Source organism: Ruegeria sp. AD9, assembly GCF_056542305.1.
The window spans coordinates 1-25,799 of the sequence record NZ_JBQFZP010000023.1; the positions used below are offsets into that span (position 1 = coordinate 1).

The window sequence follows — 25,799 nt, forward strand, 5'->3', positions numbered from 1 at the left end:
CGCCCGTCAGGCGGTCATCTCGGGTGTGTAGCCGTTCCAAAGATCAAAGGCATCGGCTATTGCGTGGCGATAGGATTTGGCGGTGAGGCGATAGCGGCGAGGGCGGAAGATTGTACTGACCTGATCGTGGACGGCGAGAAACCGTTGTGCCTGGCGCGGTGACTTGAACCGGCCCATGATCTTTTCCCGTTTCCGGGTTGGCCGATGTGACCCTTCGATCCGATTGTTGAGGCCCTTGTGTGCTCGATGGTCAGCGTCAGGCGCGATGGCCTGGATCGGCTTGGTATAACTGCGGAGCTTGTCGGTGATCACGACACGCGGATTGCCGTAGGCGGCGACCAAACGAGCGAAAATCGCTTTGCGGCTTTGGCGTTGCGGCGGGGTTGAATGAGAATGTCGAGAACGTCTCCGTTGGCATCGATGGCCCGCCACAGCCAGTGTTTACGCCGTTGATCGGGACGACGCGCTCGTCCATATGCCATTTGTCGTGCGGCCGGGGTCGATCGCGCCGGATACAAGCCGCGAACTGTGGACCGAACCGGTTCACCCAGAGACGAATGGCCTCGCGGCTAACGATGACACCGCGCTCGGCGAGCAAGTCCTCGACATCGGCAGTGCTCAGCCCAAACCGATGGTAGGCCAAGACGGCATAGGAGACGATCTCGCGGGGAAAACGAAAGCCCTTCAGGCATGGCATCGAGATGGGTATCGTCATGGTGCCTCGCTATCCGAGAAGCGGAGGGCGATCAATTTGGCAGTGCCCCCTCGCGATATGTCCCAGATTTGGGCTGTAAATGACGAAGGACGGACCATGGTAGCGCGCTACAAGAATCTGTCGCGGCCACGAATTTCGCTTTGGGAGTCGCGGCGTGCGCGTTCGATATTTCACGAACGCCACGGCGGGACGATCCCGGAGGCGATGCTTTTTCAGATTATTGAAGAATAAAGGCGCATCGCGCACGCGTCCAAGCAGAAAACTCTGGCGGTGCGGCTGGAGGGAGAACGTCAAGCGCGACTTCCTAACGACAAAACCAAACGCGATCCATCCCGCGAGATGTTCGCGATCGATACCAGCTATCCGGATCTTCCTACCTACCTGATGGATGATTTTTATGGAAACAAACGAAAGACTAGACCTGGTCCGCAGTGACAGGTGGATCGCATTTGATCGCGCAAATATAATGCTGAACAGGCTCACTTCTCTCATAAAGATGCCAAAACAGTCCTGGATGCCTGGCCTTATGGTTTATGGCAGCTCAGGGATAGGAAAGACCATGATCGCTAAGCGTATGGAAAGCCTGTACCCAACCCAATACGAAGCAGATATTGGTGTCACCCGAACACCGATCCTATTACTGCAGGTGCCACTCGCGTCCGACGAGAGGCAATTTTATTAGCGCACTCCGGCGTCGATCGGGGCGCCGACTTTAGAAGACGAAGAATGTCCAAGCTATCATACATTCTTCAAGCCGTTGGCGTTGAAAGAAAGCTTCGGTGGATTTTTTTCGGAGATATGCAGCTTCCAAATCAAAGTTACATAGATGATGCGCTAAAGAGATTTGGTAACAATATGTCGTGGGTTGAGTTTTCTTTGAACGGTCGCCATGGCATCGATTATCTGGAGATCGAAAGCCAAGATCATGCTGTGGATGTATGGATGAATTTTGTGGTTTGGTTTGAACAGAGATTTTGCAGCAAAATGAGCCTCAAAAGGCTCTATGGTATGAACTACCAAAATGAATTTGGAAACGACTTTTGGTTTAATTTTTGCCTTCTTAGAACGGGAGCGTGTGCTCCAATACAAGATCAAGATGCGATGGAATATGAAGATTCTTAATACTATTTTGTAATTGGGTAGTTTTTTTTATCGATCCTCTACCGGCTCGATCCGGCGCAGTCCAGGCACATCTCCTTTGATGACCGCAACCGTTTGGTGCAACCCTTATGCCTATGGGTTCTGTTGCAAGTTTTTTGCCATTGACGCTCGCGCCACCAGCGGGTGAATGACTATCGGTATTTTCAAGTCGAAAGTCGGACTAGAATCTCTTTCAAAGGCGCACAATATCTCAGGGAAGTGATCCTGATCGCGGTGTTTTCTATGTCCGATATGGAGTGTCTTATCGTGATCTGGAAGAAATCATGCACGAACGAGGCGTTTCTGTTGATCATACAACGCTGAACCGATGGGTCACACGGTATTCCGGTGCGATTGCAGAAACAGTGCGCCGCCGAAAAGCCCTTGTGACCGCTCTTGTGTCTGACGTCAGACAGGACGGTCTTGAAGAAGAGATCACCGAACTTGATCGGAACATACATGCCTGGCATCGTACAAGTTAGGTTTGCCAGCGGCTGGCCACGATCCCAGGTGTTGGCGTGCTCACAGCAACAGCGATGGCCGCTACCGTCGCTGATCCTTTGCAGTTCTGGTCGGCACGCCAGGTCGCCGCCTGGCTCGGACTGGTTCCGAGACAGAACTCGTCGGGAGGCAAGGACCGGTTGGGACGGATCACGAAGATGGGAGATGGCTATCTGCGCAAGCTCCTCGTTGTAGGCGCGACGGCTGTACTCAGACGGATCTGTCATGCACAGACGCAGATCGCAGAATGGGTCCCATGCCTGCTCAACAACAAACCAGCCCGACTGGTCAGCGTGGCCCTGGCGAACAAGACCGCCCGGGTCGTTTGGGCTGTCATGTCGAAAAAGGAGGCCTATAAGCCAGCCTGAGATTTCGGGGCGTCCAAGAAACGCTCCATACGAGTTGCAAGGGCATTTCCAGTGATGATGATCTTTGCCGCCGCAGCCGGAACACCCCGAGGTATTGCCAGAGCGTCATAGCCCGGCAAGTTGATAGGGACCCGGCCCGCGGACTTCATCAGGGCCAGCGGTCAAATGCGCCGCGCACAAAGGCCGGACAAATGACCGCTACGCAAAACGATCACAAACTCGAAGAAAACTCTTGCAAAACCGGGGCTGTCCACAAATGGCAATGCCCCTTGAAATGCTTCCAGACTATGCAAAGAAATGTACAGGCGAATGCGCCATGAATGACACTGCTTTGCTGTTCGGAGCTCTGGGCTGGAGCAGCTACAAGGGTGAGATCGACATATACACCCCGTATTTCGGCAGCTCTGGCACAGGTCAGGCGAATGTCAGTTTTTCGGTCTGAAGCCAGAACCCGGGACCTTTTCAATTGAAAAATGCACACCTGTTCGGCTTTAGTCCACGAGCCGAACAGGTAAGGTCGGGGACTGGACGAATTGGTGCTCAGTTACAAAAGAAGGCTTGCGTATGGATTGGGACACGTTTTCGCATTGGGGTCAGCACATTTCGAAATGGGCGGCCGACTATCACAGAACTCTTGCCGAGCGCCCTGTTCGCGCACAGACAAAACCAGGACAAATCGTGGCCCAGCTAAAGGTATCGCCCCCCGATAGTGGCGAGCCGATGGAAGCCATCATGGCCGATTTCGAACAGATCGTGATGCCGGGTATTACTCATTGGCAACACCCCCGGTTCTTTGCCTATTTCCCGGCCAATGCAGCGCCCCCGTCGATGCTGGCTGAAATGCTGGTGACCACAATCGCGGCGCAATGCATGTTATGGCAGACCTCGCCAGCTGCGACTGAAGTCGAAGGTGTCATGGTCGATTGGCTGCGGCAAGCGCTTGGATTGCCGGAAGGTATGACCGGAGTTATTCAGGACAGTGCATCATCAGCCACGTTGTCGGCTGTGTTGACAATGCGGGAACGGGCAACAGGGTTTACCGGCAACCGCGAAGGCCTGAACGCCAAGGGCGCGCTGCGCATTTACTGTTCGGATCAGGTGCATTCGTCGATTGATCGGGCTTGCTGGGTTGCGGGGATTGGTCAGGACAATCTGGTGAAACTGCCTACAGGTGGTCCGACCTTTGCGATTGATGCAGGGGCTCTTGACGCCGCAATTCAGGGTGACATCGCGGCTGGGTATGTGCCTGCCGGTATCATTGCAATTACGGGCGGTACCGGGGTTGGGGCCTGCGATGATCTGGTAGCGGTCGCTGAGATTGCGCAAAAATACGACCTCTACACACATCTAGACGCGGCCTGGGCGGGGTCGGCGATGATCTGCCCCGAGTTTCGCGAGGCCCTTTGGCCCGGGGCGGACCGTTACGACAGCATTGTCTTCAACCCCCATAAATGGATGGGTGCGCAGTTCGATTGCGCGATCCAGTTTCTGCGGGACGCCGCGCCACAGCTCAACACGCTTAAGATCGAACCGGAATACCTCAAGACCACTGGGGCAGAGGCGACGAATTATTCGGAATGGACCATCCCCCTGGGTCGTCGGTTCCGGGCATTGAAGATTTGGTTCTTGTTGCGGTCATACGGTCTCGACGGGTTGCGGGACCGTATTCGCAACCATGTGCTCTGGGCCAATGAACTTGCAGAAAAGATCGGCGCGATGGAGGGGTTTGAGATCACCACCGGCCCGATCCTGAGCCTGTTTTCCTTTCGCTGTCCTGGGGATGACGCCGCGCAGCAGCGGCTGGTGGACGCGCTGAATGACGATGGCCGAATTTACTTGACGCAAGGCATGTTCGATGGCCGCAAGATCATCCGCTTTCAGGTTGGGCAATTCGACACATCCCGCGATGACGTGCTGATGGCCGCGGATGTCATCCGCGATGTCTGGGAGAGCCTGCTATGAAATTCGCAACGTTAAGTGCTGCAAGGGATACCGTCTTTCGCGCGATTACCTAGGATGGTGCGATCACTCTGAATGGTGATTTCCCCGAGTTTTCCAACCCGTATGAGGTTATCGCCGCAGGTGAGTTTGCCCTAACCGAAACCGAAGACTATGAAAACCGAACCCGCACCCTCTCGTTATGAATGAGGGACCACTGGGGGGAAGGTCTAAGGTTACATGTGGGTCTGTGAAGGATAAAAGGTATTGAGTGAAGTGCTTTTCCATCAATTTCGATAAGGGTTGAGTAAGGATAAATAAACGTTGAAAGTAGTCGTACATCAGGGGTTTCACAAAACAGGCACTCGAACTCTGCAAACGATGTTGCTCCGAAACCGTTCCCGATTGAAGAGCAGAGTGAATATTCTTGTTCCGAGTGATCTGAAAGAGGCTGGCTTCTCAGCACGGCGCTTTTCTGTGGTGCAAGAAGAACGAGTGCTTAATAAGTTTCGCAAGCTGCTCAGGCAAGCCCTGGCACGTTTTGAAAACGAAGCAGACAAACCGCTGTTGGTCAGTAGTGAGGAGTTTGCCGGCCTGATTCCAGGGCGCAAAAACGTGTACTCTTATTCCATGGCACCGTTTTTGTCTGAGGTTCTCCTGAATGAGATCGAAAAGTTTGCTGATGGTAAAGCGCGTGTAACCTTCTTTTTTCCACCAGGAATGCTTCTGATTGGATTAAAAGCGTTTATTGGCAAAACATACGCTCGAACAGAATTAAGGAAGACCTATCGGAATACGCAGGCCTGCTTCAGCAAGGTGCAGATCTTGCTGGTGTAGTTGCCCGAGTTAAGGATGCGGTATCTCCTCATGCTGACGTCGTTTCCCTTGACACCTCAAACATGAGTGACCGTCTATTTCCTGTCACCAAGGTGCTTTCGATGCTGAATGTACGGTCCGATGATCTGACGCCTGTCAGTAACTTGAATGTTCAAACGGCTGGTGCCGCAGAGTACTTTCTTGAATTGAACAGATCAAACATGTCGGACGAAGAGGTCATGGCAGCGAAACGGCTCTTTTTGGACAATCTGAAGGTGCGCAAGAAGTAAAAAGGTGGCCGCGCGCTCGCCGCTGTCGCGGTCTTTACTGGCGCGCCTCAGGATAGCCGACCAGTCTGGCCTGAGATTTCAGAATAACACACGTGACCAGCCCCAAGCGTGTTTTCCCCAAGCGGGCACGCCTAAAGCTTTTGCACGCCATGCATAGTCAGGGTGCTCACCAGATCGGCATAATCCTCGCGGGCTTTGGGGCCTGCGCCGGTGTTCCACATGTAATACCAGTTTAACATGCCAAAGACTGACATAGTCGCTCCTCGAAGCGTGTCCTTGGCTCCGTCAAAAGAACCGGGGGACAACTCCAGAAGTATGTCGCGTACAAAGTTCACCAGATCAAGCTGATAGCCCCGTAGCCTTTTTTGCTGTTCCTCGGTCAGTGCGCTCATGCCACTGATCTGAACCCGGTGCTCGTCATCTGCACCCTGATAGGCAAAAAGGATCTCGCGCACTGCTTTGCGAAGTTTCTGTTCGGGGCTAAGGCCGTCCAGATCAACATTGCAAATCCGGTCCCGCAACTCACGCAAGTACGTTTCAAGGATGTCATACAGGATGGCATCCTTGCTGTCATAGTAGTGGTATATGTTTGCTTTCGAGATCCCACATTCTTTGGCCAAAAGGGTCATCGAAGCACGGTCAAACCCCTGGTCGGCAAACACTTTTGCCGCCATCTTCAGGATCTGCTCTCGCTTTTGGTCGTGGTCTTTAGCAATTGTCCGGGCCACGGCTCAGTCCTTATCGCGATTGTCTACAACGCGCTTCGCCTTGCCCTGAGAGCGTTCGACGTCGCCGGGGTCCCCTACTACAATTTCGGTTGAAACGCCAACGACGTCCTTGATCCGCTTGGTCAGCATCCGAGCAGCGGCCGTTTTTGACAGCTCGTCGGTGGAACCGGGGGAGGATTCAACAAAGACCCGCATGGCGTCCATGCGACCGGATTTATAGAGCTCGATCTGGTAATAGGGGGCAAGACCGCCCGTTGCCATGACCTGTTCCTCGATCTGGCTGGGGAAGACGTTGACGCCGCGCAGGATCATCATGTCGTCGCTGCGACCGGTGATCTTTGCCATCCGGCGCATTGACCTTGCTGTCCCCGGCAGCAGGCACGTCAGATCGCGTGTGCGGTAGCGGATCATCGGCAGCCCTTCTTTGGTCAGAGTCGTGAACACCAATTCTCCGGTTTCGCCATCGGGCAGGACTTCTCCGGTCGCCGGGTCGATGATTTCCGGCAGGAAATGATCCTCCCAGATTACAGGTCCGTCTTTTGTTTCAACGCATTCATTGGCGACTCCGGGGCCCATGATCTCGGACAGGCCATAGATATCGACGGCGTGCATGTCGAAGGCTGCCTCGACCTCGGCCCGCATCGCGTCAGTCCAGGGTTCGGCGCCAAAAACGCCAACCTTCAGCGAGCTCTCACGTGGGTCGAGACCCGCCTTGTGGAACTGTTCTAGGATATTGAGCATGTAGGAGGGTGTAACCATGATACCGTCAGGGCGGAAATCGTTGATCAGATTGACCTGCTTTTCGGTTTGCCCGCCCGACATCGGGACGACAGTCGCGCCAAGGCGTTCGATCCCGTAATGGGCACCTAGCCCACCGGTGAACAGCCCATAGCCGTAGGCATTGTGCACCATGTCGCCCTTGCGCAGCCCAGACGCCCGAAGAGAGCGCGCGCCAAGGTCAGCCCAATTGTCGATGTCATTCTTTGTGTAACCGACCACTGTCGGTTTGCCTGTCGTGCCGGAGGACGCGTGCAGGCGAATTATCTCGCTGCGCGGGACCGCAAAAAGACCAAACGGATAGTTGTCGCGCAGGTCGTTTTTATACGTGAACGGAAACTTTGACAAATCCGAAAGCTGCTGAAGATCGTCGGGATGCACGCCAGCCTCGTCAAAGCGCTGCTTGTACATCGGAACGTTTTCATAGGCGTGACGCACGGACCATTTCAGGCGCTCAAGCTGCGTGGCGCGAATTTCGTCGATCGAGGCGATTTCGATCGGGTCCAGGTCCGCTTTGTTGGGGGTAAGGTCTTCCATCGCGTAACTCCTCCAGTCACGAAACTATTCTTGAAAATTCTGGCCGCCAACGGCGCGGGACATGCCGCGAAATTCAGCGATCAGAGTATTGTCTTGATTGATGACGCGGACGTCGTAGATACCGCTGCGACCGGACAGGTTCACTTCTGTCGCGGTAGCCGTCAGGCGGTCACCCTTCCGTCCTGGTGCGAGATAGCTGACCATTGTATGCTGTCCCACCGTTGCAACATTCCGGCTGTTGCAGGCAAAGGCAAAAGCGCTGTCGGCAAGAGCGTGCGTGACGCCGCCATGGCAAATACCGTGTCCGTTACAGTGATGCGGTGCAACAGTCAGTGACAGGACAGCGCGCCCTTCTTCGACCTCCACAAGCTCCATCCCGAACCATTTACTGGCTTCGTCATTGGCCCACATCGCTGCCGCGGATTTTTGGGCACGTTCGTTTGGGGTCATCATCATCTTCCCTGAAAATGCGGTGCGCGTTTTTCGAGGAAACTGGACACGCCTTCTGCGTAATCGGCACTTTCCCCACAAGTTTTCATCGCGTCCGCTTCAATTTCAAGCTGATCGGACAAGGATGTGGTGGCTGCTGTTTGAATGCACTGCTTGGTCAGGCCCAACCCAAGGGTGGCGCCGTTGGCGAGTTGCGTGGCAAGAGCGCGTGCTTCGGTCATCAGCTGATCATCGGGCAACGCCTTCCAGATCAGCCCCCATTCTTCGGCCTGTTTGGCGGTTAGGGGCATTGCTGTCAGGGCCAGCCCCTTAGCGCGCGCTTCGCCCAACAATCGGGGCAGGTGCCAGCTGCCGCCTGTGTCCGGAATCAGCCCGACCTTGGAAAAGCTTTGAATGAACTTTGCGCTTTCCCCGGCCAGAACCATGTCGCAGGCCAGTGCAAGGTTCGCGCCTGCACCCGCGGCCACGCCGTTTACGGCACAAATTACCGGGAAATCCAAAGACCGGATCAGTCGAACCAAAGGGGCATAGAAAGTGCGTACAGTTTTGCCCAGATCAGGCGGGCCATCCATTTTCGAGGGATCGCGGTCTCCAAGGTCCTGACCCGCACAAAAACCGCGCCCTGCGCCGGTCAGCAAAATCGCGCGGGAACCATTTTCGCGCGCGCTCTTCAGCGCGTCCTGAAGGGCAAGATGCATCTCCTCATTGAACGAGTTCAGCTTGTCGGGGCGGTTCAGGGTTATTTCTACCCAGTTTCCGTGATCATGTACAAGGATCGTATCGCTCATGGCAGTCTCATCTGTTCCCGTGACAACTTAATCATTGCATTAACCGAACGGTTGGTCAATATATAAACCCGAACCGAATCTGGACTGATCAAAGGGATTGCCAATGTCGCAGCCGTCGCTGGTGAGTGTTGACTTTAAGGGCGACGTGGCCTGGGTCACGGTCGACAACCCGCCGGTGAACGCAACCTCGACGGGCGTTCGGCAGGGTCTGGCCGCCGCGGTCGATGCAGTTCAGAAAGCTCGGGTTGCCGTCCTGTGCTGCGCCGGTCGGACATTTATCGCGGGCGGTGACATGTCCGAGTTTGATGCGGCTCCGGTTGAGCCGCATTTGCCTGATGTTGTTCAGAAAATCGAAGACAGTAATGTGCCGTTTATCGCCTGTATGCACGGCAACGTGTTAGGTGGCGGGTTTGAAATTGCCATGGCCTGCGCGTGGCGGATCGCAGCGCCGGGCACCAGCTTTGGGTTGCCGGAAGTCAATGTGGGCCTCATCCCGGGGGCAGGGGGCACGCAGCGATTGCCGCGCCTTGTTGGAATGGAAGCAGCGATCGACATCGCCTGTTCGGGAAAAACCCTGAAAGCCGAGGAAATGGCCAATCTCGGCGGAATTGACCTGATTGCCGATAACCCAACGGCAGCTGTTCTGGACTTTGTCGCCAACCTGCCAAAGCGCCCGGCACCTGTCAGTCAAAGGCCCGTCGGCGAATTCGCGTCTGACCTTCTGGAGACGAGCCGTCAGGCTTTGATAAAACGCGCCAGGGGTCAGCAATCACCGCTGGAAAACCTGACCGCGCTCAGCTGGTCGTCCGAACCCTTTGCTGCCGCACAGCCGAAAGAGCGTGCGCGCCATCTGGCTCTGCGTCAAAACTCTGAAAGCCGCGCCTTGCGGTACGCCTTTTTTGCCGAGCGCAAGGTGGCCAGACCTTCCATGATTGCCGGAGTTACTCCGCGCGATATCAGCCGGATCGCAGTTGTCGGTGGCGGGTTGATGGGCGCAGGGATCGCCACCGCTGCCCTGAGTGGCGGGCTGTCTGTTACTTTGATTGAAAGAGATTTGGATGCAGCTGCCGCCGCCCGTAGCCGGGTTGAGGGGCTGCTACAGAGGGCGGTCAAGCGGGGTAAGATGTCCGAAGCACAGCTGCGGGAACGCCTTGCTGCGTTTCGAGCTGTGGACAGCTACTCCGAAGCTGCGAACGCTCAGCTGGCGATCGAGGCTGTGTTTGAAGACTTGTCAGTCAAGCAACAGGTTTTTGCAGAATTGGCCCGCCATATGCAGCGTGACGCGATTCTGGCCACGAACACGTCTTACCTGAGCCCAGTCGATATCTTCGCGGGTATCGAAAATCAATCGCGGTGTATTGGCCTGCATTTCTTCAGCCCTGCCCATGTTATGAAGCTGTTGGAAGTCGTGCATACGCCGCAAACTTCGCCCGAAGTTGTCGCCACCGGGTTTGCGCTTGGAAAAAGGCTTCGCAAGGTTTCTGTGCTGTCGGGCATCTGTGATGGTTTTATTGGCAACCGGATGTTGGCTGCGTATCGGCGCGAGGCCGATTATTTACTGGCAGATGGGGCGTTGCCTTATCAGGTGGACCAGGCAATGCGAGCTTTCGGGATGCCCATGGGGCCCTACGAGCTGCAAGATCTGACCGGCCTCCAAATCGCCTGGGCTAACCGAAAACGTAATGCAGCAACCCGCGACCCGAACGAACGCTATGTGACGATCGCTGACCAGCTTTGCGAGATGGGTCGTCTTGGCCAACGCACGGGCAAAGGATGGTATCGCTATGAAGACGGTACTCGCGAACCGATCCGTGATCCCGAAGTGGACGCGTTGATAGAGTCCTACTCGGCTGATCAGGGCATAACGCGGCGGGCATACGCACAGGACGAAATCGTGTCGCGCATTTTGGCGGTGTTGGACAACGAGGGCGGGTTGATCATTCAGCAGGGGATCGCCGAGTCCGCGGAAGCCGTCGATATGGTTCAAATTCACGGCTACGGCTTTCCGCGCTGGCGCGGCGGTCCGATGAACTACTGCAAGGAAATCGGTGCCAGCACGACGCAGGCAATGATGGAAACCGTAGCCAAGGAAAGCCCCGGTTCATGGCGCGTCGCGGGCTGTCTTGGAGATAATTAACAAGTTGATGGTTACAAAAGTGACCATTAACGCATTCTTGACTCATGTTTCACAGGGAGGAGACAGAACTATGAAATTCACAAGGTTGAGCACACTTCTCGCCTCAGCTGCACTGGCCGTTTCAGGTACAGTGGCGCTTGCGGCAGACTATACGCTGACCATTTCCAGCTGGGCCCCGCCGACCCATGGCATCAATGCCAAGATGTGGCCGAAATTCGTCGAGATGATCGAAGAGGCCACCGATGGTCAGGTCACCGCCGAGCTGAAGCTGGGCCTTGCCCCGCCCCCCGCGCAGATGGACCTGATCATGGATGGCGCCGCTGATGCCTCGATCATTTTCCACGGCTATCAGCCGGGCCGGTTTGTCACCACCAAGATGATCGAACTACCCGGATATGAAGGCTCGGCCGAGGCTGCGTCGGTCGCATATTGGCGCGCATATGACACACATTTGAAGGCGGCAGATGAACACCGTGGTGTGAAAGTGATCGCTTTGCACACACATGGTCCGGCTCAGCTGCATTCCAGCAGCCCGGTGACGTCGCTGGACGAAGTCTCGGGCCTCAAGGTTCGCATCCCCGGCGGTGTTGGCGGTGACGTGGGCACGGCGTTGGGTGCAACCGGTATCCAGGTTCCTGCACCGAAAGTGTATGAAACCCTGGCTTCCAAAGCCGCAGATGGTGTCGTCATGCCCTTTGAATCCCGCAAAGGTTTCAAGCTGACGGAAGTGGCCCAGAACGTCTATGAGGTCCCTGGCGGCCTATATCGCGGTTCGTTTGCCTTTATCATGAACGAGGACACCTTTGCTGACCTGCCCGCCGATCTGCAGGCAGCGCTGGAAGAAAACGTTTTCGGTGAACCGCTGAGCCGCGAAATTGGCAAGATCTGGGATGAGATCGATGCGATCGGCCGGGAAGAGACCGAAGGCGCCGAAGGTAACGCAATCCATGCCGCATCCGCTGAAGATCTGGAAAAGTTCAATGCGATTGCCGCGGATGTACGCGCCAAGGTTATCGACGAAGTCAGTGGCACAGGCATCGACGCCCAGGCAGCCTACGACATGATCGTAAATGAAATGGCTGCGCAATAACGCAGTCGGGCTGGCGGACGCGATCCGCCAGCCGATTTCACCCGCTGGGGACCCGTTATGCAATCTCTCGTGACCTTTGCGCGTCGCGTCAGTATCGTGCCAACGCTGCTGGCCTGTGCCGCGCTATTCATCCTGATGGTGATGACATTCTTTGATGTCATCCTGCGCTCTGTCTTCAACGCCCCGATCGAGGCGGCGACAGAGCTGACCCGGATCCTGATGGCCATCCTCGTGTTCTCGGTCTTGCCGATGATCTCAGCAGGGAAGGGCCAAATCGCTGTGGACTTGACGGATGGGCTGTTTTCTCGCCTGCGGTTAAGCCGGGTGCGCGATGGGATCGTGTATCTGGTGTCCGGCGTCATGTTGATCTGGCCGATCCAACGTGTCTGGCTACTTGCCGAGCGCGCGCGGGATTACGGGGACGTCACGGAATACCTTTCGATCCCTGTCTTCTATGTAGGCTTGTTCATCTCGGGGTTCATAGCGATCACCGCTGTTGCAATGGTCATCACCGGCTTTTTGCACTTTCTTGCCCCCCATACCTTGTCGGAGCACCACCAATGACCGCTGCCCTGATCGGTTTTGTTCTTGTTCTTGTTCTTGTGCTGGTGCGCTTACCTATCGTGTTTGCAATGGGATTGGTCGGAACGCTTGGGTTTGCCTATGAACGCGGTGGCAGCATCCTGTCAGAGCGTGGGCTGAAAGCCGCGATGTCGATGGTGGGTCGTCAAATCACCGACACGGCGCAGGATTACGGCCTGTCGGTCGTCCCGCTGTTTATCCTTATGGGCTTGTTCGTGAATAAAGGTGGTCTTGCGCGCGAGCTTTACGCAGTTTCAAATGCTTTTCTGGGTCATTTCAGGGGCGGTATCGCCATGGCGACGGTTGCGGCATGCGGAGGTTTTTCGGCCATTTGCGGCTCGTCTCTGGCAACGGCGGCCACCATGTCCAAGGTCGCAATGCCGGAAATGCGCCGCTATGGCTATTCCGACGAGCTGTCGACGGCATCGATTGCAGCGGGCGGTACGCTTGGTATCCTTATTCCGCCTTCGGTGATCCTGGTCATCTACGGGCTGCTGACCGAAACCTCGATTGGAAAACTTTTCGTTGCGGGTATCATTCCCGGTCTGCTTGGCATCCTGTTCTACCTGCTCGCCGTCCGCTGGACCGTCGCACGCAAGCCCGAGTCGGGACCGGCGGGTGAACGTCACGGCTGGGCCGAGCGTCTGTCGGCGGTGCGCTCAGTCTGGGCCGTATTGCTGCTGTTCTTTCTGGTGATTGGCGGATTGTACGGTGCATTCGATTTTCATCCACTGAACCTGACCTTCAGCCCGACCGAGGCGGCAGGCATGGGCGCAATGGGCGCTTTCCTGATCGCGCTGTCACGAGGCGGGCTTACTTTGGGGTCGACTTTTGAGGTGCTGAAGGAAACCACCTATACCGCCGCGGCATTGTTTTCCGTTCTGATCGGGGCACAGATCTTTTCGAATTTCATCAACCTTGCCGGTCTGCCTGAAGCGCTCATCGCGTTGGTTACGGCCTATGACGTTGAACCTTTTGTGGTGATCCTGATGATCCTTGGAATCTACATCATTTTGGGTTGCGTCTTTGAATCCCTGTCGATGCTGCTGCTGACGGTGCCGATCTTCTTCCCGTTGGTCACATCGTTGGGGTATGACCCGATCTGGTTTGGTATTGTTGTGGTTGTGGTGACTGAAATCAGCCTGATCACTCCTCCCGTCGGCTTGAATGTCTTTATTCTGAAAGGTGTGGTCGGGGATGTATCAACCGGAACAATCTTCAAGGGTGTCACTCCGTTCTGGGTGGCGGATATCTTCCGGCTGGCCCTGATCGTTCTGGTGCCGTGGTTGGTGTTGGTTCTGCCTGAACAAATGGGGGCGATGGGGCACTGATGTTCTCTCTGACCGCGCTTCCTGACGGGTATCACACTGATCCCTATCCTGCCTACGCCGCGCTGCGCGAGGATACGCCCGTCTGCTGGCAGCCTGACGGATCGGTTATTCTGTCTCGGTACGAGGATCTGGACCTTATTTACCGGGACATCACGCGGTTCATATCGGACAAGAAAGCGGTATTTGGTCCAAAATACGGGGTCGACAGCCCCTTGTATGAACACCACACCACCAGTCTGGTGTTTAATGACCCGCCGCTGCATACCCGTGTTCGCAAGGTAATGGTCGGCGCGATGAACCCGCGCGCGTTGGCGCAAATGGAACCGGGTCTGATCCAGCTTGTCGATGGGCTGCTGGACGAGATGCAGGTCAAGGGCAATGTCGAACTGATCGAGGATTTTGCCGGGGCAATCCCGATTGAGATCATCGGCAATCTGCTGGGTATACCACGATCCGAACGCGGGCCATTGCGCGATTGGTCTCTGGCCATTCTTGGTGCTTTGGAGCCGCAATTGACGCCAGAGCAGGAAGAGCGGGGTAACCGCTCGGTCTCGGACTTCAAGGACTTCCTGCGGAATATCATCGAGGATCGCCGCGCCAACCCCGGAGATCCGGCAACGGATGTCCTGACCCGGCTGATCCAGGACGACACGGATGGTGGCCTGACCGAGGTAGAGCTGTATCAGAACTGCATATTCATCCTGAATGCAGGGCATGAGACGACAACGAACCTGATCGGCAACGCATTGGAGCTGTTGGACCGGCACCTCGACAAGCGGGCGGAGTTGCTGGCTGACCCGAACCTGATCGTTCCGGCTGTGGACGAGTTTCTGCGGCTGGAAAGCCCGAACCAGTTCGGCAATCGCCTGACCACTGTTGATGTAACGTTCCACGGTCAAACCATTCCGGCTGGTACCGATGTTCATCTGTGTATCGGTGCGGCCAACCGCGATCCACGGCAGTTTGACCGGCCCGACGAGATGATCTTGGACAGACGCCCCAACAAGCATCACGCCTTTGCCGGAGGGCCCCATACCTGCGTCGGCCTGACCCTCGCGCGTCTGGAGGGCCGGGTGGCCGTCGGCCGGTTTCTGACCCGTTTTCCAGACTATCGCATCACCGACGGTGCCGAGCGGGGCGGGCGTATCCGGTTTCGGGGATTTGCACGATTACCCGCGCGGGTCTGAGAAACCCGGCTTGGGAAAATTGCTTGGTAATTTATTGACCGACCGTACGGTTTAAAATATGATTTCGCGAGACCGGCCTATGGCAGCGCGGGGATCGCGACTAAGACGAGGAGACGCTCATGACTATCCAACAGATTCCCAGCTTTGCAGCCGGTGAGTGGGTTTCGCCCGGCAAGGGTGCCCGCGCAATAACAAGCGCTGTGACCGGCGAGGTTATCGCCACAGCGGGTAACAGCGCGTTGGATGTCCAGGGGATGTTGGACTATGCGCGCAATGTCGGAGGGCCGGCACTGCGCAAAATGACGTTCCATGAACGCGCCAAAATGCTCAAGGCGCTGTCCGTCCATTTGGGCCGACACAAGCAGGTCATGTATGATTTGTCTTTCAACACCGGTGCGACGCAATCGGATCATATGATTGATATCGACGGCGGCATCGGAACGATGTTTGTCTTTGCCGCAAAAGGCCGTCGTGAAATGCCGGACGGTCATGTCTATCTAGATGGCGATGTCGAGCAGCTTTCGCGCAACGGTACTTTCCTGGGGCAGCACATTTGCACCCCGCTGCAAGGGGTGGCAATTCACATCAACGCGTTCAATTTTCCGGTTTGGGGGATGCTGGAAAAGTTTGCCCCAACCCTTCTGGCGGGCGTTCCGGCGATTGTAAAACCAGCCACGAGCTCGTGTTATGTGACCGAGCTGTGTGTTCGGTTGATGCTTGAGTCCGGCATCTTGCCAGCGGGTGCATTGCAGTTGGTCTCGGGTGGTTTGGGTGACATGCTGGACCGTCTGACCATGCAGGACGTGGTCAGCTTTACCGGATCCGCCGATACAGCCCTGAAACTGCGCTCCAACCCGGTGATCCTTGAGAACTCGGTACGGTTTGTTGCGGAACAGGACAGCCTGAACTGTTCGATCCTTGGCCCCGATGCCGTGCCGGGCACGCCGGAATTTGACCTCTTCGTGAAGGAAGTCCAACGCGAGATGACCACGAAGGCAGGGCAGAAATGCACCGCAATCCGTCGGATCATCGCGCCCGAACCGCAGGTACAGGCGGTAATTGACGCGTTGTCGGCGCGACTGGCGAAAACGACCATTGGCGACCCAAAGCTGGAAGCCACCCGTATGGGTGCGTTGGTTTCGAACGGTCAGAAGCGTGATGTTCTGGAAAAGGCAGCTATCCTTGGGCAAGAAGCCGAGCGTGTCTTTGGCAACCCCGAGGATTTCGCGGTTGAGGGCGCTGATGCCGAAAAGGGGGCGTTCCTGCCGCCCATGCTCTTCCATTGCGCCAATCCTGACGCGGCGCAACGTGTGCACGATACCGAAGCCTTTGGTCCGGTCAGCACAGTGATGGGGTATCGCGATCTTGACCATGCCATTGAGCTGGCGAACCGGGGGCAGGGCTCTCTTGTGGCGTCAGTAATCACCCATGATCCAGAAGTGGCGCGACAGGTTGCCATGGGGTCAGGGGCATATCACGGGCGTCTGTATTTCAACAACCGTGACTCGATGAAGGAATCCACCGGTCATGGTTCCCCTCTGCCGCACATGGTTCATGGAGGTCCGGGACGCGCCGGTGGCGGCGAAGAAATGGGCGGGGTACGGGGTGTGAAACACTATATGCAGCGCACCGCTATTCAGGGATCGCCCGATCTGCTGACAGCGATTGGACGGAAATGGGTGCCTGGCGCGACCGAAGTCGAAGGCCCTGCTCATCCCTTTACCCGCCGGTTTCACGATTTGTCGATTGGCGAGACCCTTCACACTGCGACAAGAACTATCACCATGGAAGATATTGAACACTTCGCCAACTTCACCGGTGATACCTTCTATGCGCATATGGATCAGGCGGCAGCGGAACGTAACCCGTTCTTCCCGGGCAGGGTTGCACATGGGTACTTGCTGTTGTCTTTCGCAGCCGGATTGTTCGTCGAACCGAACGAGGGGCCGGTTTTGGCAAATACCGGTCTTGACGGGCTGCGTTTCATGAAACCGGTCGAGGCTGGTGACACCATCAAGGTTCGTTTGACGGTCAAGCACAAGACCAAGCGCAATGACGACTACGGCGAGGTTCGCTGGCACGTTACCCTGACGCAGCAAGACGATGAGTTGGTCGCAGAATACGAGTTACTGACCATGGTTGCCTACTAGACACAAGTGCAGGTGCGCAGGCGCTGGATGGCAATTCCCTCCGGCCCGATTATACTGTGCTTATGAAAGATACGGCCCCAGAATGGTTCGAAACCTGCGTCAGCCAGTTGACCACAACTGGCACGCAACGTGTGTGGTCTGTTTTGGTCACGATTTTCGGTGATCTGGCCCAGAGCGGATCTGACCAGGTTAGTGGCGCGCTGATCACAGCGCTGACCAACCTTGCAGGGATCAAGGCCGAAGCCACGCGTGTTGCGCTGCACAGGCTGCGCAAAGAAGGCTGGATCGAAAGTACGCGGGTCGGGCGAAACAGCGTTCACAGACTGACCGAATTTGGCCGTAGTCAAAGCGCCGCCGCCGCCCCGCGCATTTATTCCCGCGAGACGAATACACCAGAAACTTGGCATGTGCTTATCGCCAACAGTTCAGACAGTTCGCGAAAAGAGTTAGCGGATCTGATGCTGACCGGAGATTATATTTCGGTTAACCCCACAACAGCCATGTCTGCAGGCCCCACCCCCGAGAACCTTGAAGAACTGCTGGGTGTTGAAAGCAGCGCCATTTCGGTTCCAGGCTGGCTGCGCGACCTTTGTGGCCCTGAACAGCTCAAGTCTGCCTATGATCAGTTCTTGCACTCCCTTCAGAGCACTGAGCAACTGTTGCCTGTCGATGGCGTCGACGATCCGTTGAAAATAGCGGTGCTGCGCGTATTGATTGTGCATGGGTGGCGTCGTTTGGTTCTACGCCATCCATCCCTGCCCCCGGCCTTTTTGCCTGTTGGTTGGAAAGGCGCGGAATGTCGAGTGGCTGTGTCCCGACTGCTGGGACAATTGCCCAAACCGAATCTTGCCACGCTGGAATCTGCGGTGGGTGGTTAACTCGTTTTTTGCCGAGCCCGGGATGGCGCTTTTGCGGGCTGGAAGGCGGATGTGAAAGAAGCGTCATTTAATGTTACAGAAAACTGATAGAGACGATTACATGGTAACATAAAGCTTGCGCCGAATCGATTGAGCATTTATTAACCGACCAGACGGTTAATGCTCGTGTTCCAACAGGAGACGCAATTGATGGACGCTTTCATCTGCGACGCAACCCGCACCCCGATTGGGCGGTATGGTGGTGCGCTTTCATCGGTTCGCACGGATGATCTGGCGGCTATCCCGCTGGCGGCCCTGATGGCGCGCAACCCGCAAGTCGACTGGACCAGTGTGGATGACGTCATTTATGGCGATGCCAATCAGGCAGGAGAGAGCAATCGCAACGTTGCCCGGATGGCGTCCCTGCTGGCCGGATTGCCGACGGACGTACCTGGAACAACGATAAACCGCTTGTGTGCCAGTGGCATGGATGCCGTCGGAATGGCGGCGCGTGGCATCAAGGCAGGCGATTATGATCTTGCAGTTGCGGGTGGCGTGGAAAGCATGTCGCGCGCACCGTTTGTAATGCCCAAAGCGACGTCGGCGTTTACGCGCAGCAATGCGGTTTACGACACGACGATTGGCTGGCGCTTTGTGAACCCAAGGCTACAGCAGCAGTATGGTGTCGATTCCATGCCGCAAACGGCTGACAATGTGGCCGAAGATTACGGGATCAGCCGTGAAGACCAGGACGCCTTTGCCGAGCGCAGCCAGGCACGATGGGCTGCGGCGCACGCGACAGGCGTGTTCCAAGAAGAAATCACGCCGGTTTCAATTCCACAGCGCAAGGGCGATCCGATTGTTGTCGATACGGATGAACATCCGCGCCCGGGAACCACAGCGGAAAAACTCTCGGGCCTCAAGGGTGTGAACGGGCCGGACAAAACTGTGACCGCAGGGAATGCCTCGGGCGTGAATGATGGTGCAGCCGCGATCCTGATGGCGAATGAAGCGACAGCGACAAAGAACGGCCTGACCCCGATTGCCCGTGTGGTTGGCATGTCCGTCGCGGGTGTCGAGCCTCGGGTCATGGGTATTGGTCCGGTTCCTGCCAGCCGAAAGGTTTTGGCGCGCGCCGGGCTGAGCATCGACCAGATGGATGTGATCGAGTTGAACGAAGCTTTCGCGTCGCAAGGTTTGGCAACGCTGCGAGAGTTGGGTCTGCCCGATGACGCCGCCCATGTGAACCCGAATGGCGGCGCAATCGCCCTTGGCCATCCATTGGGGATGAGCGGCGCCCGACTTGTGTTGACCGCAGCGTACCAACTGAAACGCACCAAAGGGCGCTATGCGCTTTGCACAATGTGCGTCGGTGTCGGGCAAGGCGCTGCACTTATTCTTGAACGCGTGTAACGGAGGAGACGGGACATGTATGCCCAGATGGTAGAATCCGAGGCGTCAAACGATGATCCTGAAAAGCTTGCTGAATTTCAGGCGCGGATCGACGCGGATATCAAGATCGAACCCAAGGACTGGATGCCTCAGGGGTATCGCAAAACGCTGATCCGCCAGATCGGACAGCACGCGCATTCCGAGATCGTCGGGCAATTGCCCGAAGGGAACTGGATCACGCGTGCACCGACGCTGCAACGCAAGGCAATCCTTCTAGCCAAGGTGCAGGATGAAGCCGGCCATGGGCTCTACCTGTATTGTGCGGCCGAAACACTGGGTGTCAGCCGTGATGAGATAACCGAGATGCTGCTGGACGGTCGCATGAAATACTCGTCGATCTTCAATTACCCGACGCTGAACTGGGCGGATATCGGCGCCGTCGGATGGCTGGTCGATGGGGCTGCCATCATGAATCAGGTGCCGCTGCAAAGAACGTCTTACGGGCCGTACTCACGCGCCATGATCCGCATCTGCAAGGAAGAAAGCTTCCATCAGCGCCAAGGCTATGACGCGATCCGCAAGATGGCCGAAGGCACGCCCGAGCAGCGCAAGATGGCGCAGGACGCGATGAACCGCTTCTGGTACCCGTCGCTGATGATGTTTGGACCGTCCGACAAGGATTCCGTCCACTCAGCGCAGTCGATGGCCTGGAAGATCAAGGTCAACACCAATGATGAGCTGCGCCAGAAATTCGTCGACCAGACCGTCCCACAGGCCGAATATCTGGGTCTGACAATCCCCGACCCGAACCTGAAGTGGAACGAGGAGCGCGGGCATTACGATTTCTCAGAGCCGGATTGGTCGGAATTCTTCGATGTGATCAAGGGCAACGGCCCCTGCAACGTCGACCGTCTGGCGGCGCGCAACAAGGCCTGGGATGACGGCAAATGGGTGCGTGACGGGTTGTTGGCCCACGCGCGCAAGAAACAGGCTGGCAATCTGGCCGCCGAATAAGCTTACCCTGAGGAGGAAACCCGATGAATACCGAATGGCCCCTGTGGGAAATCTTCATCCGCGGTCAACATGGTATGAGCCACCGACATGTCGGCTCGCTGCATGCCCCGGACGCGGAAATGGCGATCAAGAATGCACGCGATGTTTACACCCGCCGCAACGAAGGCGTGTCGATTTGGGTGGTAGAAGCCAACAACATCTCGGCCTCGTCGCCCAGCGACAAAGGCCCGTTGTATGAGCCCAGCGAAAGCAAAGTGTACCGCCACCCGACCTTTTTCGACATCCCCGAAGAAGTGGGGGCGATGTGATGACCCGCGACGAAGCGTTTCAGCAGTTCCTGCTGCGGATGGGGGACAATACCCTGATCCTGGGCCATCGCGTCAGTGAATGGTGCGGCCATGCGCCAGTGTTGGAGGAGGATATTGCATTGGCCAACACGGCGCTGGACCTGATTGGGCAGACCCAGATGTGGCTTGGCCTTGCCGGCGAGATAGGGGGCGGCAAAACCGCCGATGATCTGGCATTTCTGCGCGACGCGTGGGATTTCCGCAATGTGTTGCTGGTCGAGGTTCCGAACGGTGATTTCGGCCGCACCCTGATGCGCCAGTTCCTGTTCGATGCCTGGCATTCGGTCATGCTCGGCCGTCTTCTGACATCCTCTGACGATCGTGTCGCCGCGATTGCTGCCAAAGCCAGCAAGGAAGTCGCCTATCATCTGGAGCGTTCGGCAGAAACGGTCGTAGGTCTGGGTGATGGAACTGAAGAAAGCCACACCCGGATGCAGGCGGCGCTGGATTACCTCTGGCCATATGTAGGCGAGATGTTTGTCAGCGATGACATCGACGCGCAGATGGTTGCGACCGGGATCGCGCCGAACCCGGCCGATCTGCGCGAAGAATATGATGCGCTGGTCAAACGGGTTCTGGCCAAGGCGACATTGACCCTTCCGGAAAGCCGATTTGCCCATAAAGGCGGGCGTGACGGGCGCATGCATACGGAACATCTGGGGCACCTTTTGACGCAGATGCAGTGGTTGCAGCGCGCATATCCCGGTGCAAGCTGGTAACATGTGATGCAACGCCACTCGACCGACCAGATCTGGGACTGGCTGGATGCCGTACCGGATCCCGAGATTCCGGTAATCTCGGTTGTCGATCTCGGGATCGTACGCGATGTGCGTTGGGATGCCGAAACGCTGCTCGTGACGGTGACGCCAACCTATTCGGGCTGTCCGGCAACATCCGTCATCAGCATGGATATCGAAACCGCGTTGCACGATCACGGTATCAAAGACGTGCGGATCGAAACCTGCATCTCACCAGCCTGGACAACCGATTGGCTGAGCGAAAAAGGCCGCGCCAAGCTGGAAGAGTTTGGCATCGCCCCGCCACAACCGGCGGGCGGGCCAGAGCGCTGCCCGCATTGCGGCAGTAAAGCGGTTGAAAAGGTCAGCCAGTTCGGCTCGACCCCGTGCAAGGCCCATTGGCGCTGTACCGACTGCCTGGAACCCTTTGACTATTTCAAGTGCATCTGAGGAGGAGCACCGGATGGCACGTTTTCATGACCTGAAAGTCACCGACATCCACAAAACCATCCGCGATGCGGTTGTCGTGACGCTTGAGCCTGTCAACGGCGCGGCGGATCAGTTCGATTTCACCGCAGGCCAATACCTGACGTTTCGCCGTGACTTTGACGGAGAAGAACTGCGTCGGTCCTACTCCATTTGTGCGGGTAAGGATGACGGGGTACTGCAAGTCGGGATCAAACGTGTCGAGGGCGGCGCATTCTCCAGTTGGGCCAATTCCGAGCTTAACGTCGGGGACGTTGTGCAGGCGATGCCACCGATGGGCAGCTTTCACACTCCGATCGAAGCTGATGCGGAAAAGCAGTATCTCGGTTTCGCTGGCGGGTCTGGCATCACGCCGGTTCTGTCGATCCTGAAGACAACCCTGACCCGCGAACCCAAGTCCCGCTTTACGCTGATCTACGCCAACAAGGGCATCAACACGATCATGTTCCGCGAAGAGCTGGAAGATCTGAAAAACCTCTATATGGGCCGCCTGAACGTAATCCATATTCTTGAGGCGGATGCACAGGAGATCGACCTGTTCACCGGTCTGGTGACGCAGGAAAAATGCGCCGACTTGTTCAAACACTGGGTCGATATTCAGAACGTGGACACAGCCTTTATCTGCGGTCCCGAGCCAATGATGCTGGGGATTGCTGCAGCGCTGCGCGCGCATGGTCTTGACGACAGGCAGATCAAGTTTGAACTCTTTGCCAGCGCTCAGCCGGGCCGGGCCAAACGCAAGGAAGGTGCGGCAGATGCGGGCACGCAGGCGAACCAAACCAGCGCATCGATCACTCTTGATGGGTCCACTCAGACGATAACTCTGCCCAAGGACAAATCCATTCTGGACGCTGCCTTGGAAAACGCCATGGACGCCCCTTACGCCTGCAAGGCCGGTGTCTGTTCAACCTGCCGCTGCCGCGTTCTGGAAGGCGAAGTTGAGATGCTCGCCAATCACGCGCTTGAGGATTACGAGGTTGAAAAAGGCTATGTACTGAGCTGTCAGGCCTATCCGGTCACCGACCGCGTGGTCGTGGACTACGACCAGTAAAGGGAGAAGACCGATGACTGACACCATGACACTCGACAGCTATCTGGCCGCAGGCGGTGTGCTGACCAACCCGACCAATGTTCCGCCGCGCTACCGCGCCGAACTCATGAAGCTGATGGCCACGTTCGTGGACAGCGAACTTGCCGGTGCCGCCGGATTCGCAGACATCATCAATCAGGGTCCGGGCATCAAGGAACGTATCGCAGCCGCGAGGATTGTTCTTGAGAAAACGGATCACGCCGATCAGGTTCTCAGGATAATGGGTGAGTTTGGGGCCGATACCGAGAGATATGCCACACATCATCCGTGGACGGCCCGCCTGGATCGTGACGCAGATATCGGTGCGACCCGCAGCGCGCATGACATGCGCCTTGCGGTATTCAATTATCCGATCTCGGGCTGGACTGACGCCGTCATCATGAACCTGCTGATGAGCCGTGCGGTCATGGAACAACTGGCCGAATTTTCAATGGTTTCCTATCAACCGTTGGCCGAAGCGTTCCGCAGCATCGCCCCGGTCGAAGCCCATCATGGCGCGTTGGCGCTGGAAGGTGCTGTGAAGCTTGCCGGGAACGGAGAGACCGAGCAGATGCAGGATGCGGTTAACTATTGGTGGCCCCGTGTTGCTGTGTCCTTTGGTGGCGATGATCTGAAACGGTTTGAGCTTCTGAAATCGCTGGGCTTGCGCCACAATGGCAACAACGCCCTAAAAGAGCGATGGGTTCAGACAGCAGGCGCCGCCGTGAAACAGTTGGGCCTGAAACCACCGGCCTAGTTCTGTGTAAACGCCAAAGGCGCGTTGAGAGGCACTTCCGGGCGCGGGCGATGTGAAACTCGCCCGGCGGTGCAAATCTCCGAGTGGGATCTGGTCATCGCCTTAGGTATTGTTGGTCCACCAGGTTCTGAGAGCAATGACCTGACGTTTCACGCCGGCAGATTGCGGTATTGGTATTTTCCTCTTTTCATATCGGAGTGATTGCGCAAACTGAGCGTAATCAAGCGCCAGATAAAACTCACCAGAAGACAGTGCCTTGGCGGCCGTGCTGGCGCGAACAGGGTTTGAGGACATCACTGCCACAACGCACCGGAAGGAACCGCCATGGATTTTGCCCCATCACCGCGCGCCACGGAAATGTATGACCGCCTGAAAGCATTTATGGAGGCGCATATTTACCCGCGCATACGCGATCACAAAGAAGAAATGGCGGCAGGCAGTTTCCCGGTCTCGTTTATGGAAGATCTCAAGGCGTTAGCCCAGGCCGAAGGGTTGTGGAACTTGTTCCTGCCCAGCCTGCGCGACGATGAACCCGGCACCCGGCTGAGCAATCTGGAATACGCGCCGCTGGCCGAACTTATGGGGCAGGTGGCCTGGTCTTCGGAAGTGTTCAATTGCAGCGCGCCCGATACCGGCAACATGGAACTGTTGCACATGTTTGCTACTCCGGAACAGCGCGAGACGTGGCTGGTGCCGCTGTTGAACGGTGAAATCCGATCCTCTTTTGCGATGACTGAACCGGATGTGGCCAGTTCGGACGCGACCAATATTACCACTTCGATACGGCGTGAGGGGGATGAATACGTCATCAATGGCCGCAAGTGGTTCATCACGAACGCCTGCCACCCGAACACCAGATTGTTTATCGTCATGGGTAAAACGGATCCCAATGCGGATCGACACAAACAGCAGAGCATGGTCATTGTCCCAAAGGACACGCCCGGTTTTGAGATTGTTCGCAACCCCACCATTCTGAACATGCACGACCCCGAGGGCCATGCCGAGCTGGTCTTCAGGGATGTGCGTGTCCCGGTCAGCAATCTTTTGGGCGAGGAAGGCAGCGGGTTCGCTCTGGCGCAGGCCCGGCTTGGTCCCGGTCGCATCCACCATTGCATGCGATCGATCGGTGCGGCGGAAATGGCACTTAACCTGATGGTCGAACGCGCGCAGGAACGGAAGGCGTTTGGCAAGCAGCTTGCAGAACAGGGCGTGATCCGCGAATGGATCGCCAAGTCCCGGCTGGAGATCGAACAGGCGCGATTGCTGACCCTGAAAGCGGCCTGGAAGATTGATCAGGTGGGCGCAAAAGAAGCATTCCGAGAGATTTCATTGATCAAGGTCGTGGCGCCCAATGTACATGCTGCTGTCACGGATCGCGCGATGCAGGTCTTTGGGGCGATGGGCATGACCCCGGATACACCGCTGGCCGACAGCTATACCTGGGCACGCGCGCTGCGATATGCAGATGGGCCGGATGAGGTGCATTTGCAGGCGATTGCCAAGCAAGAGTTGAAGAACTCGAATTTTGGCATGTCGGCCCAATGGCTGACCCCTCCATCGCGCTAGGCCGGGGGCGGCATCAGGTCTTGTGCGCCCTGCTTTGTTTGAGCGGCAG

The 25,799-nt window shown here is 56.7% G+C and carries 26 protein-coding genes and 2 pseudogenes; 23 read left to right on the plus strand and 5 right to left on the minus strand.

The features are described from left to right. Window positions 1-6 precede the first annotated feature (6 nt). Window positions 7-715, minus strand: a pseudogene (locus ACR0AM_RS19800) (IS6 family transposase). Between the two features lie 397 nt (window positions 716-1,112). Between ACR0AM_RS19800 and ACR0AM_RS19805 the strand changes: the two are divergent. From ACR0AM_RS19805 to ACR0AM_RS19840, 8 genes and pseudogenes are all read left to right on the plus strand, one after another. Then, the gene (locus ACR0AM_RS19805) at window positions 1,113-1,397 is read left to right on the plus strand and encodes a TniB family NTP-binding protein (protein ID WP_480478152.1); all 285 of its coding nucleotides are present in this window, start codon (window positions 1,113-1,115) and stop codon (window positions 1,395-1,397) included. A 44-nt stretch (window positions 1,398-1,441) separates the two neighbouring features. Continuing rightward, a complete protein-coding gene (locus tag ACR0AM_RS19810; RefSeq protein ID WP_480478154.1) occupies window positions 1,442-1,837 on the plus strand; it encodes a hypothetical protein in 396 nt (131 codons plus the stop codon). 204 nt (window positions 1,838-2,041) lie between these two features. Next, a pseudogene (locus ACR0AM_RS19815) lies at window positions 2,042-2,235 on the plus strand (IS6 family transposase); the annotation flags it as partial. A gap of 114 nt (window positions 2,236-2,349) precedes the next feature. Continuing rightward, window positions 2,350-2,724 carry a transposase gene (locus ACR0AM_RS19820; protein ID WP_480623825.1) on the plus strand — a complete coding sequence of 125 codons (375 nt, stop codon included), beginning with the start codon at window positions 2,350-2,352 and terminating at the stop codon, window positions 2,722-2,724. Window positions 2,725-3,040: 316 nt separating this feature from the next. Continuing rightward, a complete protein-coding gene (locus ACR0AM_RS19825) occupies window positions 3,041-3,166 on the plus strand; it encodes a hypothetical protein (protein ID WP_480623806.1) in 126 nt (41 codons plus the stop codon). Window positions 3,167-3,288: 122 nt separating this feature from the next. After that, the gene (locus ACR0AM_RS19830) at window positions 3,289-4,686 is read left to right on the plus strand and encodes a pyridoxal phosphate-dependent decarboxylase family protein (RefSeq protein ID WP_480623807.1); all 1,398 of its coding nucleotides are present in this window, start codon (window positions 3,289-3,291) and stop codon (window positions 4,684-4,686) included. Window positions 4,687-5,079: 393 nt separating this feature from the next. Then, on the plus strand, window positions 5,080-5,499 hold the full coding sequence (locus tag ACR0AM_RS19835) for a hypothetical protein (RefSeq protein ID WP_480623808.1): 420 nt from the start codon (window positions 5,080-5,082) through the stop codon (window positions 5,497-5,499). Between the two features lie 62 nt (window positions 5,500-5,561). Continuing rightward, a complete protein-coding gene (locus ACR0AM_RS19840; protein ID WP_480623809.1) occupies window positions 5,562-5,768 on the plus strand; it encodes a hypothetical protein in 207 nt (68 codons plus the stop codon). Between the two features lie 131 nt (window positions 5,769-5,899). On the opposite strand, the gene ACR0AM_RS19845 is transcribed toward ACR0AM_RS19840, so the two are convergent. The 4 genes from ACR0AM_RS19845 to paaG are packed head-to-tail and all read right to left on the minus strand — an operon-like array spanning window position 5,900 to window position 9,048. Next, window positions 5,900-6,496 carry a TetR/AcrR family transcriptional regulator gene (locus ACR0AM_RS19845; protein ID WP_480623810.1) on the minus strand — a complete coding sequence of 199 codons (597 nt, stop codon included), beginning with the start codon at window positions 6,494-6,496 and terminating at the stop codon, window positions 5,900-5,902. A gap of 3 nt (window positions 6,497-6,499) precedes the next feature. Next, window positions 6,500-7,810, minus strand: coding sequence for a phenylacetate--CoA ligase PaaK (gene paaK, locus ACR0AM_RS19850; RefSeq protein WP_480623811.1), 1,311 nt, complete (start codon window positions 7,808-7,810; stop codon window positions 6,500-6,502). A 24-nt stretch (window positions 7,811-7,834) separates the two neighbouring features. Beyond that, on the minus strand, window positions 7,835-8,260 hold the full coding sequence (gene paaI, locus ACR0AM_RS19855) for a hydroxyphenylacetyl-CoA thioesterase PaaI (protein ID WP_480547562.1): 426 nt from the start codon (window positions 8,258-8,260) through the stop codon (window positions 7,835-7,837). A gap of 2 nt (window positions 8,261-8,262) precedes the next feature. Continuing rightward, on the minus strand, window positions 8,263-9,048 hold the full coding sequence (gene paaG, locus ACR0AM_RS19860; RefSeq protein WP_480496128.1) for a 2-(1,2-epoxy-1,2-dihydrophenyl)acetyl-CoA isomerase PaaG: 786 nt from the start codon (window positions 9,046-9,048) through the stop codon (window positions 8,263-8,265). Between the two features lie 103 nt (window positions 9,049-9,151). Here paaG and ACR0AM_RS19865 point away from each other — a divergent pair, with 103 nt between their 5' ends. From ACR0AM_RS19865 to ACR0AM_RS19935, 15 genes are all read left to right on the plus strand, one after another. Next, window positions 9,152-11,185: an FAD-dependent oxidoreductase gene (locus tag ACR0AM_RS19865; protein WP_480623812.1), complete on the plus strand. Its 2,034-nt coding sequence runs from the start codon at window positions 9,152-9,154 to the stop codon at window positions 11,183-11,185. A gap of 70 nt (window positions 11,186-11,255) precedes the next feature. Next, window positions 11,256-12,275, plus strand: a complete 1,020-nt coding sequence (locus ACR0AM_RS19870) for a TRAP transporter substrate-binding protein (RefSeq protein ID WP_480623813.1) — start codon at window positions 11,256-11,258, stop codon at window positions 12,273-12,275. A gap of 57 nt (window positions 12,276-12,332) precedes the next feature. Continuing rightward, entirely contained in the window at window positions 12,333-12,839 is a 507-nt protein-coding gene (locus tag ACR0AM_RS19875) for a TRAP transporter small permease (protein WP_480623814.1), read from the plus strand. Further along, a complete protein-coding gene (locus ACR0AM_RS19880; protein ID WP_480478172.1) occupies window positions 12,836-14,188 on the plus strand; it encodes a TRAP transporter large permease in 1,353 nt (450 codons plus the stop codon). The genes ACR0AM_RS19875 and ACR0AM_RS19880 overlap by 4 nt, the downstream gene beginning before the upstream one ends. Beyond that, window positions 14,188-15,375 carry a cytochrome P450 gene (locus ACR0AM_RS19885; protein WP_480623815.1) on the plus strand — a complete coding sequence of 396 codons (1,188 nt, stop codon included), beginning with the start codon at window positions 14,188-14,190 and terminating at the stop codon, window positions 15,373-15,375. The genes ACR0AM_RS19880 and ACR0AM_RS19885 overlap by 1 nt, the downstream gene beginning before the upstream one ends. Before the next feature lie 119 nt (window positions 15,376-15,494). After that, window positions 15,495-17,525 (plus strand): phenylacetic acid degradation bifunctional protein PaaZ, encoded by a 2,031-nt coding sequence (gene paaZ / locus ACR0AM_RS19890; protein WP_480623816.1) that lies wholly within the window; start codon window positions 15,495-15,497, stop codon window positions 17,523-17,525. A 62-nt stretch (window positions 17,526-17,587) separates the two neighbouring features. Beyond that, complete coding sequence (locus ACR0AM_RS19895; RefSeq protein WP_480521238.1) at window positions 17,588-18,403, plus strand: PaaX family transcriptional regulator C-terminal domain-containing protein; 816 nt, start codon at window positions 17,588-17,590, stop codon at window positions 18,401-18,403. A 189-nt stretch (window positions 18,404-18,592) separates the two neighbouring features. Beyond that, window positions 18,593-19,795, plus strand: a complete 1,203-nt coding sequence (gene pcaF / locus ACR0AM_RS19900; RefSeq protein WP_480623817.1) for a 3-oxoadipyl-CoA thiolase — start codon at window positions 18,593-18,595, stop codon at window positions 19,793-19,795. 15 nt (window positions 19,796-19,810) lie between these two features. Continuing rightward, window positions 19,811-20,788 carry a 1,2-phenylacetyl-CoA epoxidase subunit PaaA gene (gene paaA / locus ACR0AM_RS19905; protein WP_480623818.1) on the plus strand — a complete coding sequence of 326 codons (978 nt, stop codon included), beginning with the start codon at window positions 19,811-19,813 and terminating at the stop codon, window positions 20,786-20,788. Window positions 20,789-20,811: 23 nt separating this feature from the next. Continuing rightward, entirely contained in the window at window positions 20,812-21,096 is a 285-nt protein-coding gene (gene paaB, locus ACR0AM_RS19910) for a 1,2-phenylacetyl-CoA epoxidase subunit PaaB (protein ID WP_209507558.1), read from the plus strand. Further along, a complete protein-coding gene (gene paaC / locus ACR0AM_RS19915; protein WP_480555168.1) occupies window positions 21,096-21,854 on the plus strand; it encodes a 1,2-phenylacetyl-CoA epoxidase subunit PaaC in 759 nt (252 codons plus the stop codon). The genes paaB and paaC overlap by 1 nt, the downstream gene beginning before the upstream one ends. A 6-nt stretch (window positions 21,855-21,860) precedes the next feature. Continuing rightward, entirely contained in the window at window positions 21,861-22,322 is a 462-nt protein-coding gene (gene paaD, locus ACR0AM_RS19920; RefSeq protein ID WP_480521244.1) for a 1,2-phenylacetyl-CoA epoxidase subunit PaaD, read from the plus strand. A gap of 13 nt (window positions 22,323-22,335) precedes the next feature. Further along, on the plus strand, window positions 22,336-23,409 hold the full coding sequence (locus ACR0AM_RS19925) for a 2Fe-2S iron-sulfur cluster-binding protein (RefSeq protein WP_480623819.1): 1,074 nt from the start codon (window positions 22,336-22,338) through the stop codon (window positions 23,407-23,409). Window positions 23,410-23,422: 13 nt separating this feature from the next. Next, window positions 23,423-24,184: a Phenylacetic acid catabolic protein gene (locus tag ACR0AM_RS19930; RefSeq protein WP_480521248.1), complete on the plus strand. Its 762-nt coding sequence runs from the start codon at window positions 23,423-23,425 to the stop codon at window positions 24,182-24,184. 324 nt (window positions 24,185-24,508) lie between these two features. Then, window positions 24,509-25,750, plus strand: coding sequence for an acyl-CoA dehydrogenase family protein (locus ACR0AM_RS19935; protein WP_480496114.1), 1,242 nt, complete (start codon window positions 24,509-24,511; stop codon window positions 25,748-25,750). Window positions 25,751-25,799 lie beyond the last annotated feature (49 nt).